Annotated in this window: 14 protein-coding genes; 8 read left to right on the top strand and 6 right to left on the bottom strand. The window is 65.4% G+C overall.

The window, feature by feature from the left end:
- Together Q0S71_RS20100 and Q0S71_RS20095 are read left to right on the top strand one after the other, a co-directional pair.
- The coding region (locus Q0S71_RS20100; RefSeq protein WP_295999819.1) for an OmpA family protein at positions 1-465 on the top strand (465 nt) is incomplete at its 5' end.
- Positions 466-606: 141 nt separating this feature from the next.
- Entirely contained in the window at positions 607-1,146 is a 540-nt protein-coding gene (locus tag Q0S71_RS20095; protein ID WP_295999818.1) for a DUF3617 domain-containing protein, read from the top strand.
- 21 nt (positions 1,147-1,167) lie between these two features.
- Here Q0S71_RS20095 and Q0S71_RS20090 read toward each other — a convergent pair whose 3' ends face one another.
- Complete coding sequence (locus Q0S71_RS20090) at positions 1,168-2,253, bottom strand: porin (protein WP_295999817.1); 1,086 nt, start codon at positions 2,251-2,253, stop codon at positions 1,168-1,170.
- A 209-nt stretch (positions 2,254-2,462) separates the two neighbouring features.
- Between Q0S71_RS20090 and Q0S71_RS20085 the strand changes: the two genes are divergently transcribed.
- The 3 genes from Q0S71_RS20085 to cls all read left to right on the top strand — a co-directional run bounded on the left by Q0S71_RS20085 (position 2,463) and on the right by cls (position 7,469).
- Entirely contained in the window at positions 2,463-3,767 is a 1,305-nt protein-coding gene (locus Q0S71_RS20085) for an acetyl-CoA hydrolase/transferase C-terminal domain-containing protein (protein ID WP_295999816.1), read from the top strand.
- 187 nt (positions 3,768-3,954) lie between these two features.
- A complete protein-coding gene (locus Q0S71_RS20080; RefSeq protein WP_295999815.1) occupies positions 3,955-6,060 on the top strand; it encodes a site-specific recombinase in 2,106 nt (701 codons plus the stop codon).
- A 62-nt stretch (positions 6,061-6,122) separates the two neighbouring features.
- Positions 6,123-7,469, top strand: a complete 1,347-nt coding sequence (gene cls / locus Q0S71_RS20075) for a cardiolipin synthase (protein WP_295999821.1) — start codon at positions 6,123-6,125, stop codon at positions 7,467-7,469.
- Between the two features lie 15 nt (positions 7,470-7,484).
- On the opposite strand, the gene Q0S71_RS20070 is transcribed toward cls, so the two are convergent.
- From Q0S71_RS20070 to Q0S71_RS20060, 3 genes are all read right to left on the bottom strand, one after another.
- A complete protein-coding gene (locus Q0S71_RS20070) occupies positions 7,485-8,324 on the bottom strand; it encodes a metallophosphoesterase (RefSeq protein ID WP_295999814.1) in 840 nt (279 codons plus the stop codon).
- A 3-nt stretch (positions 8,325-8,327) separates the two neighbouring features.
- Positions 8,328-9,221 (bottom strand): diacylglycerol kinase family protein, encoded by an 894-nt coding sequence (locus tag Q0S71_RS20065; protein ID WP_367185323.1) that lies wholly within the window; start codon positions 9,219-9,221, stop codon positions 8,328-8,330.
- Between the two features lie 66 nt (positions 9,222-9,287).
- Entirely contained in the window at positions 9,288-9,998 is a 711-nt protein-coding gene (locus tag Q0S71_RS20060; RefSeq protein WP_295999813.1) for a phosphatase PAP2 family protein, read from the bottom strand.
- A 146-nt stretch (positions 9,999-10,144) separates the two neighbouring features.
- Between Q0S71_RS20060 and Q0S71_RS20055 the strand changes: the two genes are divergently transcribed.
- Positions 10,145-10,381 carry a hypothetical protein gene (locus tag Q0S71_RS20055; protein ID WP_295999812.1) on the top strand — a complete coding sequence of 79 codons (237 nt, stop codon included), beginning with the start codon at positions 10,145-10,147 and terminating at the stop codon, positions 10,379-10,381.
- A 58-nt stretch (positions 10,382-10,439) separates the two neighbouring features.
- On the opposite strand, the gene Q0S71_RS20050 is transcribed toward Q0S71_RS20055, so the two are convergent.
- Both Q0S71_RS20050 and Q0S71_RS20045 read right to left on the bottom strand, forming a co-directional pair.
- On the bottom strand, positions 10,440-11,504 hold the full coding sequence (locus Q0S71_RS20050; RefSeq protein ID WP_295999811.1) for an AI-2E family transporter: 1,065 nt from the start codon (positions 11,502-11,504) through the stop codon (positions 10,440-10,442).
- Between the two features lie 269 nt (positions 11,505-11,773).
- Entirely contained in the window at positions 11,774-12,292 is a 519-nt protein-coding gene (locus Q0S71_RS20045; protein ID WP_295999810.1) for a hypothetical protein, read from the bottom strand.
- Positions 12,293-12,915: 623 nt separating this feature from the next.
- On the opposite strand from Q0S71_RS20045, the gene Q0S71_RS20040 reads away from it, so the two are divergent.
- The gene (locus tag Q0S71_RS20040) at positions 12,916-14,262 is read left to right on the top strand and encodes a GH1 family beta-glucosidase (RefSeq protein ID WP_295999809.1); all 1,347 of its coding nucleotides are present in this window, start codon (positions 12,916-12,918) and stop codon (positions 14,260-14,262) included.
- A 72-nt stretch (positions 14,263-14,334) separates the two neighbouring features.
- Entirely contained in the window at positions 14,335-15,675 is a 1,341-nt protein-coding gene (locus tag Q0S71_RS20035; RefSeq protein WP_295999808.1) for an MFS transporter, read from the top strand.
- The last annotated feature ends 54 nt before the right edge of the window (positions 15,676-15,729 follow it).

Raw genomic sequence — 15,729 nt, 5'->3', positions numbered from 1 at the left:
GCCGGCGCCGTCGTCGGCAATATCTGGTCGAACAAGATGGAAAACCAGAAGCGCGCGATGGAACAGGCGATCCAGGGCACCGGCGTCAAGGTCAGCCAGACCGCCGACAACCGCCTGAAAATGGACATCCCCAGCGACGTCTCTTTCGACACCAGCCGGGCCGACATCAAGGGCAATTTCCGCCCCATACTGGACCGCTTCGCCGCCACGCTGAACGACAACCCGGCGGCCACCGTCAACATCATCGGCCACACCGACAACACCGGCAGCGATGCCATCAACCAGCCGCTGTCGGTCGAGCGCGCCGCGCACACGCGCGACTACCTGGCGCTGCGCGGCGTGGCGCCGACGCGCGTCGTCGTGGAAGGCCGCGGCGCCAGCGAACCGGTGGCGTCGAACGACAGCGACGCCGGCCGCGCCCGCAACCGCCGCGTGGAAATTTACGTGGCCGAGCCGCGCAGCTGACGCCGCCATATCGGGGTCCGGCGGCGGAGGCCGGGGTAAACGCTGCTCAGCCTATCAAACCCGGCCGCCGCGCGATTCTGGTTTATGCTAGCGCATCGTCCCTGCGCGCAACGCGCATCCCCACCCATCCCTGGAGTCGCCATGAAACGCCTGTTCGCCCTCGCCCTCGTCGCCGCCCCGCTGCTGGCCGCGTCCGCCTCCACCGCGGCGCAAAGCATGCGTCCCGGCCAGTGGGAGATGAGCAATAAAATGAACACCTCCAACGTCGAAACCAACCAGGCCATGCAGGCCATGCTCAAGCAGCTGGCCAACCTGCCGCCCGAGCAGCGCGCCAAGGTCGAGGCGATGATGGCCCAGAACGGCGCCACCATGCCCAAGCTGGCGCCCAACGGCGGCATCAGCGTGAGCGCCTGCATCACGGCGGAAATGGCCAAGCGCCAGGAAGTGCCGACCGGCCAGCAGGGCAACTGCAAGTCGAACAACCAGCCGGTGACGGGCGGCATGAACCTGTCGTTCATCTGCACCAATCCCGCCTCCAGCGGCCAGGGTCATCTCACCTTCGCCGGCGACACCGCCTTCACGATGACGATGGACGTCACCACCGAAGCGCGCGGCAAGCCGGAACAGATGACGATAGAAACGTCCGGCCGCTGGCTGGGCGCCTGCAACGCCGCCCACTGACACGGGCCGCGCGGGCCGCCCTCAGAACGACAGCCGCACGCCGACGTTGACGGCGCGGTCGCCGTGGCCGGCCTCGGTGGCGTTGCCCACCGTGTAAGTGGCGCCGTTGCGGTTGCGGATCTTGGCGATGGCGGCGTAGAAATCGGTGCGGCGCGACAGCGCATACGTCATGCCGATGGCCAGCTGGTCGGCGTCCTGGTTCAGCATGCTGCGGTCATCCTTGTGGATGAAGGACGCCATCACGGTCGTCAGGCCCAGCGGCAGCGACAGGCCGACCAGCATGTCGCGGCTGTCGTTGGACGGCGTCGCCACCACCAACGCGCCGTAGGGGTTGCTGGCGTCCCACGGCGAGCTGCCGATGCCGCGGTCGCGCCCGAAGGCGGCGTAGGCCGTCGCGATGCCGACCTTGACGTTGGCCGCGACCAGGGTGTTGTTGGCCGACTGGTCGATGAGGACCGGGCTGTCGGTGCCGCTGAAGTCGCCGGGATTGTCCTTGCGCTGATGCACCACGCTGACGTTGACCGGCCCGTCCGCATAGCCGAGCATGGCGCCATAGGCGCGGTTGGTGGCGCTGTTGTTGGGCGATTCGCCGAAGCTGTACAGCGCGGCCGCGCTCCAGCCGTGCGAGGTCGGCGTCACGTACTTGATCGAGTTATCGTAGCGCATGACGGTGTAGCCGATCAGATTGCCCGCGTTGCCGGCCAGCCCACCCTTGAAGGGGTCGGCCACGTCGACCAGCACCTGGTATTGCAGATTGTATTGGCGGCCCAGCGTGACGGCGCCGAGCTTGTCGCTGCTGAGGCCGACGAACGCCTGGCGGCCGAACAAGCGGCCGTTTTGGTCCGACTTGCCGGTGTCGTTGAGGATGCCCGCCTCCAGCGCGAAGACGGCGGCCTTGCCGTCGCCCAGATCTTCCCGGCCGCTGAAGCCGAGCCGCGAACCGGTCTCGACGCCGCTGCTCAGTTTGCTGTGCGCGCACGCGCTCGCGCAGCCGCCTTCGCCGACGATGCCGGCGTCCAGCGTACCGTAAATGGTGATGGGCGAGGACGTTTGCGCAGCCACCGCGAACGGGCTTAACAACGCCAGCGCCAGGTAGGAGGGTTTCATGATCGCACTCAAATAAATGTCGGCATGGTGGTCCATGGTGGTCGATGAGCCCGGCCGGCCACGCCGCATGACGTCGCACTTTGCCGGGCGGATGAACATAGTGTAGGCCGGCGCCGGGCCGAATTCTGTGCGCCCGCCCACGTAGCGGGCAAATTGCGCGGGGCGTATAGTGGCGGGACCACCACCCCTCCGTGCAAGGCCTCGCCACCATGTCACCGTCCCCAGTCCACGCCCTCTACGACGGCAAACGCGGCAGCGCCGCCGACGCCCTGCGCCTGTTGCGCGACGGCGACACCATCATCGTGCCGTCCGGCGCCGGCGAACCGCCGACGCTGCTGCACGCGCTGTCGGAGCGGCGCCGCGACTTTCGCGACATCAAGGTGGCGCAAATCCTGGCGCTGCGCAAATACGGCTATTTCGACTGCGACACCGTGGGCCACGTGCGCCACGTCGCCCTGTTCTTCGGCGGCGGCTCGCGCGCGGCGGGTCAGGCCGGCTGGGCCGATTTCATCCCGGCCTATTTTTCCGAACTGCCCAGCCTGATCGAACGGGGCCAGGTGGCCGCCGACGTGGTGTTCTCGATGGCCTCGCCGATGGACGAGCACGGTTACTTCGCGCTCAGCCTCGGCACCGACTACACCATGGCCGCCGTGCAAAAGGCGCGCGCCGTGGTGCTCGAAGTCAATCCCAACGTCCCGTTCGCGCACGGCCAGTGCCACGTCCACATCGACCAGGTCAGCGCGCTCGTCGAAAGCGCCGAACCGGTGATCGAAGTGGCGCTGCCGGCCATCGGCCCGGTGCAGCAAGCCATCGGCAACTACGTGGCCGAGATGATAGGCGACGGCGCCACCCTGCAGATCGGCTACGGCGGCATTCCGGACGCGGTGGTGATGCAGCTGACGTCCAAGCATGATTTGGGTATCCACACGGAAATGATAGGAGATGGCATTTTGACGCTGGTGGAAGCCGGCGCCGTGAGCAACCGCAAGAAAACTCATTTACCGGGGAAGATGGTCGCCACCTTCGCGCTCGGCTCGCAGCGCCTGTACCGCTTCATGCACCAGAATCCGATGCTGGAAATGCATCCGGTGAACTACACCAACGATCCCTATCTGGCCGCCCGCAACGACAACCTGGTGGCCATCAACGCCAGCCTGCAAGTCGATTTGCTGGGGCAATGCGGCTCCGAAAGCCTGGCCCACGTGCCCTATTCCGGCACCGGCGGCCAGGTCGATTTCGTGCGCGCCGCCAATCGCTCGCGCGGCGGCAAGGCCTTCATCGTGCTGCCGTCGACGGCCAGGGACGGCACCATCTCGCGCATCGTCACGGCGCTGGCGCCGGGGACGCACGTCACCACCGGCAAGAACGACGTCAACTACGTCGTCACCGAATACGGCGTGGCCCAGCTGCGCGGCAAATCGGCGGCCCAGCGCGCCGCGGCGCTGATCGCCATCGCCCATCCCGATTTCCGCGCCGAACTGCGCCAGGCGTCGCGCAAGATCACGCTGTGCTGACGGGGCGCGAGCGGAAGCCGGGGTGACGGAATCGGGCGCCACGGCACCGTGGAGCCTGGACCCCGGAACCTGGGATCAACCCCACCTCACCGCGACACCTGCGCTCAGTACGCCAGCGTACATACAGGCGCGCCCACCCACGCTATGCTGGTGTTTTGTCCAATGCGGCCAGTCCGTCCCCTTCCGCATGATCTCCCTACTCGAACGCATCGCCCCGGACAGCAAGGACATCGGCCTGATGGTCGAATTGTTCGACACGCTGCGCCCCCGGCGTCCGACCGACGCCGCCCAGGCCACCGCCAACGTCCGCACGCTGACCCAGCTGCTCAAGGGCCAGCCGGTCCAGGCGCGGGCGCTGCACGGTTACGTCCGCACCATCCTCGCCACGCGCCGCCACACCAGCCTGTACACGGAAATCGGCGTGCTGTCGAACGACGGCTTTTTCACCGAGCTCAAACGCCGCATCGCCTACCGCGTGCTGCCGCCGGCGCTGGGCGACGAATACCTGAGCGACGCGCTCGACCAGCTGCTGTATAAAAAAACCGACCACCGGTGGATACGCGCCGTCCCCGCCGCCGACTGGATGGCGCTGTTCGACGTCGTCTTCGCGCCGCTGCCGCCGGCCGAGGCCGACATCGCTGCCCATGCGGACGCCGAGGCCCAGCCCCCGGCCGAGACCGACGCCGGCCTCATGCTGCCCGGCCTGCTCGAAGCGATACGCACCCTGTCCTACCGCGTCTGCGCCATCGGCCTGGAGCCGAAGCTGACCAATTTCCACACCGAGATGGAAACCTTCGAGTCGCCCTTCATGGTGCAGAACGTGGAAGTGAACGCCCACCTGGACGCCCACGCGCGCCTGATGGCCGGCGAGGCCGGCGATATCGAGGATGCCCGCCACCTGCTGGTGATGCTCGACCAGTGCGACGCCGTCGTCGCCAAGATCCGCAAGAAGGCGCTGCTGCAAGGCACCAGCATCGCCCTGACCTATCTGCTGGTGGCGCTCACGCAAAGCATAGACCGGCTGCGCAAGCTGCTGTTCCTGGTCGACGTCAGCGGCGAACTGCCGAGCGCGCCGACGGTCGACCTCGACGCCGTGGCGGCCGAGGCCGCGCAAGCGCAGCGGCCCATCAGTCCGCACCGCGCCGCCGCCCTGGCGCTGGCGCTGGAACTGATCGCCGCCCACAACAATAAATACACGGTGGGCGACCTGCTGGCCGACAATATCAACCTGCTGGCCCGCAACGTCACGGAAAATGCCAGCCGCACCGGCGAGCACTACGTGGCCGACGACCGCCGCGAACTGGGCGGCATGTTCCTGTCGTCGGGCGGCGCCGGCCTGGTGATCGGCTTCATGGCGCTGTTCAAGATCCTCATGTCCTACCTGCGCGCGGCGCCGCTGGTCGAAGCCTTTTTGTACAGCATGAATTATTCGCTCGGCTTCATGTTCATCCACCTGCTCCATTTCACGGTCGCCACCAAGCAGCCAGCGATGACGGCCTCGCGCATCGCCGCCGGCCTGCACAGCAAGGATGGCCGGCACATCGACCTCGACAGCATGGCCGAGCTGATCGCCAAGGTGCTGCGGACCCAGATCGTGGCCGTGTTCGGCAACCTGTTCACGGCCATCCCCACCGCATACGCCATCGCGCTCGGCTACAAGGCCCTCACCGGCCACCACCTGGTGACGCCGGACAAGGCCATGCATTTGCTGCACGACATCGACCCCATCGGCAGCCCGGCCCTGTTTTACGCGGCCATCGCCGGCGTCTGCCTGTTCGTCGCCGGCCTGATCTCGGGCTATTACGACAACCAGGCGCTGTACACGCGCTGGGCCCAGCGCATCGGCCAGTTGCGCGGCCTGGGCCGGCTGCTGGGACAGGCGCGGCTGCGGCGCCTGGGCCTGTACATGGAAAACAATCTGGGCGGCCTGATGGGTAATTTCTACTTCGGCATTTTGCTCGGCGGCATGGGCACGCTCGGCTATCTGCTGGGCTTGCCGCTCGATATACGCCATGTCACCTTCTCGTCGGCCAACTTCGCCACCGCCCTGGTCGGACTCGACCACCACATGTCGTGGCAGCTGGCGCTGCGCTCGGTGGCCGGCTTCCTCGCCATCGGCGCCGTCAACTTGCTGGTCAGTTTCGGCCTGGCGCTATGGGTGGCGCTGCGCTCGCGCCAGGTGCGTTTCGCGCACAGCTGGCGTCTGCTGAAAATCCTGGGGCGCCACTTCCTCAGCGCGCCGCTCGACTTTTTCATCGGCGCCAAAACGGCGCAGATCACACAGGGAGAATAGACATGCAAGCGAACCAGGGGCGGCGCAAGGTATCGATATTGTCGCTATTGCCGATCGTGCTGATGAGCTCGATGCTCAGCGCCTGCGCCGCGCTGCCCAATGTGCAGGCGCTCAGCAGCACGCTCGACCCGGGCGCCACACCCAGCATCGCCGGCAGCAAGGGCGCGCTCAGCGACGAGCGCGCCCGCGCCGTGCTCGGCAAGCGCTGGCCGAAAGGCTCGCTCGACTTGCAGGCGGAGGCGGCGCTGGAAGAGGCGGCCACCGGCGTGCCGCTGATAGCCGGCAACAAGGTGACGCTGCTGTTCGACGGCCCGCAAGCCATGACGGCCATGCTCAACGCCATCGCCGACGCCAAGAACAGCATCAATCTGGAAACCTATATTTTCGACCAGGATGAACTGGGCCTGAAATTCGCCGACCAGCTGATCGCCAAGCAGCAGGCCGGCGTCACCGTCAACATCATCTACGACAGCGTCGGCACCATCGGCGTGCCGCAAGCCTTCTTCGACCGCATGCGCGCCGGCGGCATCCACCTGGTCGCGTTCAATCCCATCAACCCGGCCAAGCTGCACGGCGACGACTGGAAAATCAACAACCGCGACCACCGCAAGGTGCTGGTGGTCGACGGCAAGGTCGCCTTCACCGGCGGCATCAACATCAGCGACACCTACGCCAAGAGCTCGCTGTTCCGCTCCAAGACGCGCAAGACCGACAAGTCGCAAGTGGGCTGGCGCGACACCCAGATCGAAGTCGAAGGCCCGGCCGTGCAAGCGTTCCAGTGGCGCTTCGTGCGCACCTGGGCGGCGCAGGACGCCGACGATTTGCGCGAGGCCGATTATTTCCCGCAGCCGGTGCGGGCCGGCGACAAGATCGTGCGCGTGCTGGCCACCGAGCCCGACACCACCTTTGAAATCTACAAGGCCTATGTGCTGGCCTTCCAGCAAGCAAAGAAATCGATCCACCTGACGTCGGCCTATTTCGTGCCCGACCAGCAGACCGTCGACGCGCTGACGGCGGCGGCGCGGCGCGGCGTCGACGTCAAGCTGGTGCTGCCCGGCGTGTCCGACAGCGGTCTGGTGTTTTATGCCGGCCACGCGCTCTACAGCGAACTGCTCGACGCCGGCGTGCAGATTTACCAGCTCAAGCTGGCCGTGCTGCACGCCAAGACCGCCGTCATCGACGGCGCATGGTCGACCGTGGGATCGAGCAATATCGACACCCGCAGCTTCCTCCATAACAGCGAGCTCAACGTGATCGTCATGGGCGAACCCTTCGGCACCGAAATGGAAAAAGCGTTCCAGGAAGATATCCGCGATTCGGTGCAGATCACGCCCGAGGCCTGGCATCACCGGCCGTGGGCCGACCGCGCGCGCGAGTGGGCGGCGCGCTTCATGGATTATTGGTTGTAGCGGCCGGGGCCAAGACTAGCGTTGCGGCGGGGCCGACTCCGGGCGCGGCGCCGCCGACCAGACATCGCCCGCGCGTTCGAAACGCTCGGTGCCGGCCAGCAGAAAGTCGGCGGCCGCGTCGTCCCAGCTGTAGCGGTCGACCGCGATCCGCTCCGGCTCGACCCGGATCGCGTTGAAGGAATTGGCCTCGCCGCGCCCGCGCGTGGACGTCGCCGTGCCGGCCTGCACCACCAGCGCCGCGTAGCCGTCCATCGGGTAGCGCGCCGCGCTGTCGCCGGCGTGGCTGGCGTGCAGATGGCCGGCCAGCAGCAGGTCGACGCCGCAGGCCGCGAACGCCGCCATCGCCTGCGGCGCCCGTCCCACCAGCTTGTCGGCGCCCAGCGCGTCCGGCAAGTCGAAGGGATGGTGGCTGACGATGATGCGCGTCAGCGCCGGCGCCAGCGCCGCCAGCCGCTGGCCCAGCTGCGCGATCTGCTGCGCATTGATGCGGCCATCCTTAAACGTCATCGAGCGCGCCGTGTTGACGCCGAGGACGGCGATTTCCTCGTCCACATATTCGGGCGCCAGGTCCAGCGTCACATAGCGCTGGTAATGCATGAGCGGCGTGAGGAAGCGGCCGGCGATGTTGTAGAGCGGAATATCGTGGTTGCCCGGCACCACGATCTGCGGCCCCGGCAAGGTGTCCAGAAAGGCCCGCGCGGCCTGGAACTCGGCGCTCTTGGCGCGCTGCGTCAGGTCGCCCGACACCACCACCACATCCGGCGCCAGATGGGCGACCAGGCGCCGCAACGGTTCCAGCAGCGCCGCGTCGACGCGGCCGAAATGCAGATCCGATAAATGCACGAGGGTCCGCATGGCCTAGGCCCCGCCCTGCTCGACGGCCGCCAGCGGCACCAGCACCGACAGCGCCGCCGGCCGCGAGCGGTAGCACAGCGGCGCCCGCATGACGGTCACCTCGCCGTCGGTGGCCACGTGCAGGCGGGCGTGGCGCGTTTCGATGACGAAATCGGCGCAGGACAGCACATCGAAATCGCGCGCCTGGGCCAGCCGTCCCAGCAGCGCGCGCAAGGCCAGGCGCAGCAGCCCGAAGCGCGTCGGCCGCTGCGCCACGTAGATGCTGAGCGCGCCGCCATCGAGCCGCTCGCGCACGCCGATGTGGAAGCCTTCCATCTGATAGGCGTTGTTGCCGATGAAGACGAAGGGCGTGCGCCGGGCGTGCTCGTCGCCATTGATTTTCAGGCGCACGCCGAGAAACGGAAAACGCCGCAGCGCCGCCACCACGGCCCAGCCGAACGCGGTCCACTTGCCGCGGCCGAGTCGGCGCTGCTGCTGGTCGCGGTCGCGCACGATGTGCGGATACATGCCGAGGCTGGAATTGTTGAGGAAGATGCGGCCGTTGACTTCGCCGACGTCGACCGCCGCCGGCACGCCGCGCACGATGGTGGCGATGGCCTGGTCGAGTTCCAGCGGGATGTTCAAATCCTTGGCGAAATGGTTCAGCGTGCCCAGCGGCAGCACGCCGAAGGGCACGCCGCTGCCGGCCAGCACCGACGCCACCGCGTTGATGGTGCCGTCGCCGCCGCCGGCCACCACGGCATCGACGCCGCGCGCCAGCGCCTGTCGCGCCGCCGCGATCATTTCCTCGCCGTCTAGCGCCAGCGTGACGGCCGCCTCGACGCCCTGGGCGGCGAATTTCTCCGTCAGTTGCGCGCGCATGTCGGCGCCATGACCGGTGCCGGCGCCGGCGTTGATGATGACGGCGATGATGGTCGGTGCGCCCAGTGCGGACTCCTGTTCATGGTGAAGATGATTGAGTAATCAAGTGTCGCGAGTATCACGTGTATCACGTCGAGTATCGTAAATATCGCCGCCCCGCCGCGCCAGCGCCGACTTCAGCGTCAGGCACAGCGCCAGCCAGCCGCAGCCTTCCGCAAACGCGGCCAGCACATCGCTCAGATAATGCGCGCCCAGATACATGCGGCTGTAGCCGACCAGCGCCACCAGCGACAGCGCCGTCGACACGGCCAGCGCCGCAGTCCACTTCGCGGCCCGGTTCGCGGCCCGGTTCGCGCCAGGGTTCGCGTCCCGCTTCGGGCCCAAATGTCCGGCGCGGCGCGTCAGCGTCACCGCGTAACACGCGGCCAAGCCGTACAGCACGGTCGCCGCCGCTGTGTGACCGCTAGGAAAACTGTAGCTGGTCAGCACGACCAGCGGCTGCTCCAGCAGCGGCCGCCCGCGCTGGAAGATTAACTTTATCAGCTCATTCAAAAGCATGCCGCCCGGTAGACACAGGGCCGCCATCAACAACCAGCCATAGTCACGCCGCCACCAGAAAACCGCCGCCAGCGGCAACGCCAGCACGCCGCTGGCGCCGGGGCTGTGCAACAGCGACACCAGCCGCATCCAGCCCAGCAGCGGCTGCGCCGCCTGCCGGTGCAGCGCCTGCGCGATTTCCACATCGGCCACCGCCAGCGGACCATGCCCCACCACCTGCGCCGCGATCAGGCCAAACGCAATGATCGCCCCCATCACCACCGTAAGGCCGGGGCAGGAATTATCGAAAAAGCCACAAAATGTGGCATTTCCTGTTTTTTTATACAGTGACTGTGTTTTCATACAGTAGTTATGCTATTCTGGCTTCACTCGATCAACGAACAACTCAAAAAGGAACTGTCATGGCAACTTTGAATAGTGGTATCGGCTCCCGCTTTGGATCCCGTTTTGGCCTGGAATATGCACCGACGTCCTTCCTGGTCCGCATGGGCAAACGCGAAATGCTGGTGTGCCGTGATTTCCGCAAACGCTATTACGCGGTCAACCCGGTCATTGAATGCGACACCGGCATCGAAGCCGGCCATGTGGAAGTGCTGCTGATGCGCCGCTGGCTGCTGATTTTGTCGAAAGCCCACTGATGGCGGGCAAGGCCGGGAGGTAGCGGCATGGCGCCGCTACCGAACAGTGCAGAACAGTTCAGGCGGCCGGCGTGCCGTCCTCAAACAAATTCGCCTCGTACCATAGCGTCACGAACAGCACCATCACCACCGGTCCGATAAACAGACCGACCAGGCCCATGGTTTCCACCCCGCCCAAAATGCCGAACAGCACGGCCAGGAAGGGTAATTTGGTGGCGTTGCCTATCATGCCGGGACGGACGAAATGATCGGCGACGAACAACACGATGGTACCCCACACCGTCACCGCGATGGCGGCCGGCACGCTATCGTTGAACACCAGCAGCGCCGCCGCGCTCAGGAACACCAGCGGCGCGCCGAAGGGAATGATGGCGAGGATGCCGGTCGCCGCCGCCCACAGCACCGGCGACGGCAAGCCGGCGATGCCGTAGCCGATGCCGATCAGCAGACCTTCGGCCAGGCCGACCAGCACCAGGCCGTTGACGGTGGCGCCTATCGCGGTCGGAATCTTGTGGGAATAGCGGGCCCAGCGCTGCTCGCTGAAAAAATGGTTGCCGACGGCCGTGATCTGATGCTTGAGCGCCTCGCCGTCCTTGTAGAAAAAGAACAGGCACAAAAAGGCGAGGCCGAAATCGACCAGGCGGTGCACAAAGCTGGTGCCCAGTATCTTCATCATGTCGCGCGCCGAATGGAAGCCGCCCAGGCCGCTGCCGGCGAACAAATGCGCCAGACCGTGCGGCTGGCTCAGCGTCGCCAGCCACCAGTTGTGGATGGTGTCGCCCGCCAGCGGAATCGATTGCAGCAGCTCGGGCGGTGGAACGCCGTCGTTGTTGGCGCCGGCGATGAAATTGGTGATGTCGGGGATCTGGCGCGCCACCTGCGCCACGCCCAGCAACACCGGCACGATGAAGACGCAGGCACAAATCATCGTCAGCAGGAATGCCGCCAGCACCGGCCGGTGGCCCATGCGCGCACGCATGCGGCAATACAGGGGCCACGTCGCCACGCAAAGGATGCCGGCCCACACCATCGGCAAAAAGAAACGCTGCATCACGAACGCCGCCAATGCGATCAGGGTCAGGGAAAATCCTGTGCTCAGCATGCCGCGCTGGAATTCGGTCATAAAAGGCTCCGCAAATGGTGATGCGCCATGGTAAAGGCAAACGGCGCGCTTGCACCGTTGACTCCGGGATTATTTTTAGCGCGGCGGCACGGTCGACCATGCGCGACGGTTCCCGCCGTCGGCATCATGGTCTGCGGTATGCACTGGAAGGATGTTGAGACAGGGTGTTGATACGCCGGCCGGCCAGCCCTCGCCGGCGGTGATACAGCTTCATGTTCGGCTTGGCGTTCGGACCGCGGTTTGGTTTGCAATTCCGCCTGAGGTTCGCCCTAAAATTCCGCCTGCGGTTCAGCCTGCAGGCGCCGCAACGCCGACAGCGCCGCCGCGTCATGCGAGGCCATCGCCCCCTGCAAGGCACTGGCCCCTTCCAGCACGTCGCCGACGGCCGCCAAAAACGCATCTTGCTTGCGCGCCATACGCGCCGAGTCGTAATTCATATTGCTGAACAACTGCCGCACATCCAGGCAAATGCCGCGCAACTCCCACAGCGTTTGCTTGGTCGACTCAAGGTCGCGCCGCATGGTCTGGTCCATATCGATCAGCTCGGTGCAACAGCGCTCGTCGTCCTTCATCTTGCGCACCATGGCTTGCCAGCGCCCGATGCGGGCGCCGATCTTGAGGATGCGCGTGGTCTTGCCGTCGATCATGGCGCAGTAGTACCAGCCCAGGCACCACAGCGGCAGCCGCGCCAGCACCGGCGGCAGGCCAGCGGCGCGCAAGCTGCCTTCGAGTTTTTTGACCGAAGCGAGCAATTGTTCAATGCTCAGGGAGAGGGTGGTACGGCGCATGGGAAACTCCGTGGTCAGCGCGGCAGCATGCCGGCAGTGACAGTATCGGATGATGCCACGCCCTTCGAGGGACAAATGGCGATCAGTTTGATCTGGATTAATAAATAGCTAAATGGCCGAGACGCATACCTAAAGCGCTGGACTAAAGCGGCGCATCGCGCCCGGCCGTTTTCATCCATGATCGAGGGCGCCCTCCAGCGCCAGGGGAGCCGCATGCAGCGCCGCGCCGGAAAAGGCGCAGGCCAGGAGCGCGGCGGAACAATATCGTGCGAGGCAAAAATTCAAAGTGGCTAGCTCCAAACGGGGGAGGAGATCGTCTCCCCGGCGGAGTCCGATTGTATTTAATGCAATTCTGTCTGAGCAAAATCCTTCCGTCAAGAGAAATATCTTCAAGGCAATAAAAGCCGACCGCGGTCGGCGGCGATCACATTCATCCAAAAGGATTGACACTATTACAGTCCTGGGGTTTAATTCGTCACGCGAGCTTGAAATCGTTTTCAAACTATTTTCAACATAACTCTGGCCGCACCCTTTTGGAGACTCTGCCGCAGCGACAGCCCCCGGCATGTACCGCCGGCTGCGGCGGCAGATGGTGTTCTTAAACCACGACAAGCGATACTATAATGACCACCGATATTCAGCGCGACCCGATTTCCCCCCTGCCGCCCTTCCCCGCCACGTTCATCTGGGGCGTCGCCACCAGCGCCTTCCAGATCGAAGGCGGCGCGGCCGCCGACGGCAAGGGGCCGTCGATCTGGGACACCTTCAGCCACCGCGCCGGCACCATCATCGACGGCAGCAACGGCGACGTCGCCTGCGACCACTACCACCGCTACGCCGACGACGTCGGCATCATGGCGTCGCTGAACGTGGACGCCTACCGCTTTTCGATGGCGTGGTCGCGCGTGCAGCCGCTGGGCAAGGGCGCGTGGAACGAGCAGGGCTTTGATTTCTACAGCCGCCTGCTCGACGAACTCGACAGCAAAGGCATCGCCGCCCACGTCACCCTCTACCACTGGGACTTGCCGCAGGGCTTGCAGGACGACGGCGGCTGGCTCAACCGCGACACCTGCGTCCATTTCGCCGCCTATGCCGGCGAAGTGGCGCGCCGTTTCGGCGACCGCGTGAAAACGATTGCAACGCACAACGAACCGTGGTGCAGCGCCAACCTCGGCTACGGCAACGCCCAGTTCGCGCCGGGCGTGGCCGATGCCAAACAGGCGATCCAGGTGTCGCACCACCTGCTGCTGTCGCACGGCCTGGCGATACAAGCCATGCGCGCCGCCGGCCGCAGCGCCCAACTGGGCATCGTACTCAACCAGTGGACCGCCGACCCGGCCACCGACAGCGCGGCAGACCGCGCCCTGGCCGAATTCGAATACGCCCGCTCGGTGCAGTGGTATATGGACCCCATCTTCAAGGGCCGCTACCCGGAACTGGCGCTGCGCGAGCACGGCGCCAACGCGCCCGTGATCGGTGATAACGATTTCAGCGACATCGCCCAGCCCATCGACTTCCTCGGCGTGAACTATTATTTCCGCGCCTTTTGCAGCGCCGAAGTGCCGCCGCGCCAGCCGGAAGGCAAGCTCGGCTTCACCGACATGGGCTGGGAAATCTACCCGAAAGGCTTGACCGAATTGCTGCTCAAGCTCAACGCCGAGTATGATTTGCCGCCGATCTACATCACCGAAAACGGCATGGCCAACCCGGACCAGCTGGTCGACGGCGCGGTGCCGGACCAGCAGCGCATCGACTACGTGCGGCTGCACCTGCTGGCCCTGGCCGACGCGGTGGCGCAAGGGGTCAACGTGCAGGGCTATTTCCTGTGGAGCCTGCTCGACAATTTCGAGTGGAATTCCGGCTACGCCAAGCGCTTCGGCATCGTCCACGTCGACTATGAAACCCAGCAGCGCACCCTGAAGGACAGCGCGATCTGGTATCGTCGGCTGATCGAGGCGCAGCGCCGCTAACACCCCGTAATGCCCGCACCGGCCGCAGAGCCGGGCGTCACCAATAACGACCATGAGAACGAGGATGACACCATGAAGTCCGCACTACGCCGCTCGCCCCTGCTGTGGGTTCCTTCCGGCTATTTCACGATGGCGCTGACCTATATGACGCTCACCAGCGTCACCGCCATCATGTTCAAGAACCTCGGCATGGGCAACGCCCAGGCGGCCGAGTACGCCAGCTACCTGATCCTGGCCTACACCATCAAGCCGCTGTTCGCCCCCTTCGTCGAAATGTACCGCACCAAGAAATTCTTCGTGCTGTGCGCCCAGCTGACCATCGCCCTCGGCTTCGCCGGCGTGGCGCTGGCGATGACGCTGCCGAACTACATGGCGGTGCTGGTGTTTTTATTCGGCGTGCTGTCGCTGATCGGCGCGACGCAGGACATCGCCTCCGACGGCGTCTACGTCACCTCGCTCGACACCAAGGCGCAGTCGCTATACTGCGGCATCCAGAGCCTGAGCTGGAACATCGGCCCCATCGTCGCCAGCGGCGGCCTGGTGTACCTGAGCGGCTGGCTGCACAAGAATTATTTCCACCACGACGCCGCCGTCTTCGGCCCGGAATGGATAGACGCGTGGCGCATCATCTTCTTCATCGTCGCCGGCATCACGCTGGCGATGGCGCTGTGGCATCTGCGCGTCATGCCCGACGGCGCCAAGGCCGACAACGCGCCCACGTCCGTGGCCGACGCCACCCACATCCTGGTCGACTCCTTCCTCACCTTCTTCCAGAAGCGCGGCGTGTGGACCATGATCGCCTTCGCCTTCCTGTTCCGCCTCAGCATCGGCCTGCTGGAAAAAATCGGCCCCTTCTTCATGGTCGACCCGGTGGCCAAGGGCGGCCTCGGCCTGTCGAACGAACTGCTGGGGATTATCTACGGCACCTACGGCTTGATCGCCGTGCTGCTCGGCTCCCTGCTCGGCGGCATCTTCGTCGCGCGGCGCGGGCTGCAATCGACCTTGTTCCTGCTGTGCTGCGCGGTCAACATCCCGAACGTCACCTTCCTGCTGCTGAGCATTTACCAGCCGCACGATTTATTCGTCATCAGCGCCGGCGTCGCGGTCGAAAAATTCTTCTTCGGCTTCGGCTCGGTCGGCTTCATGATCTACCTGATGCAGCAGCTCGCGCCCGGCAAATACACCACCACCCACTACGCCTTCGGCACCGGCCTGATGGGACTGTGCATGATGTTGACCGGCATCGTCAGCGGCCACTTGCAGCAGGCGCTCGGCTACGTCAGCTATTTTTCGCTGGTGATGGCGGCGACCATACCATCGTTCCTGGTGACGTGGTTCGCGCCCTTCCATGTCAAGGAAGCCGACGCCGCGCCGCTGGCGGCGCCCGCAACCACGCAGGCCGCCAGCGTCTGACGCGCCCTGGCAAAAAAACGGCGGCGAAATAGGCGGCGGGGTCGGACCACGGTT

The organism is Rugamonas sp., assembly GCF_025354735.1.
GTDB lineage: Bacteria > Pseudomonadota > Gammaproteobacteria > Burkholderiales > Burkholderiaceae_D > Rugamonas.
This window is presented reverse-complemented; position numbering and strand designations above follow the sequence as displayed.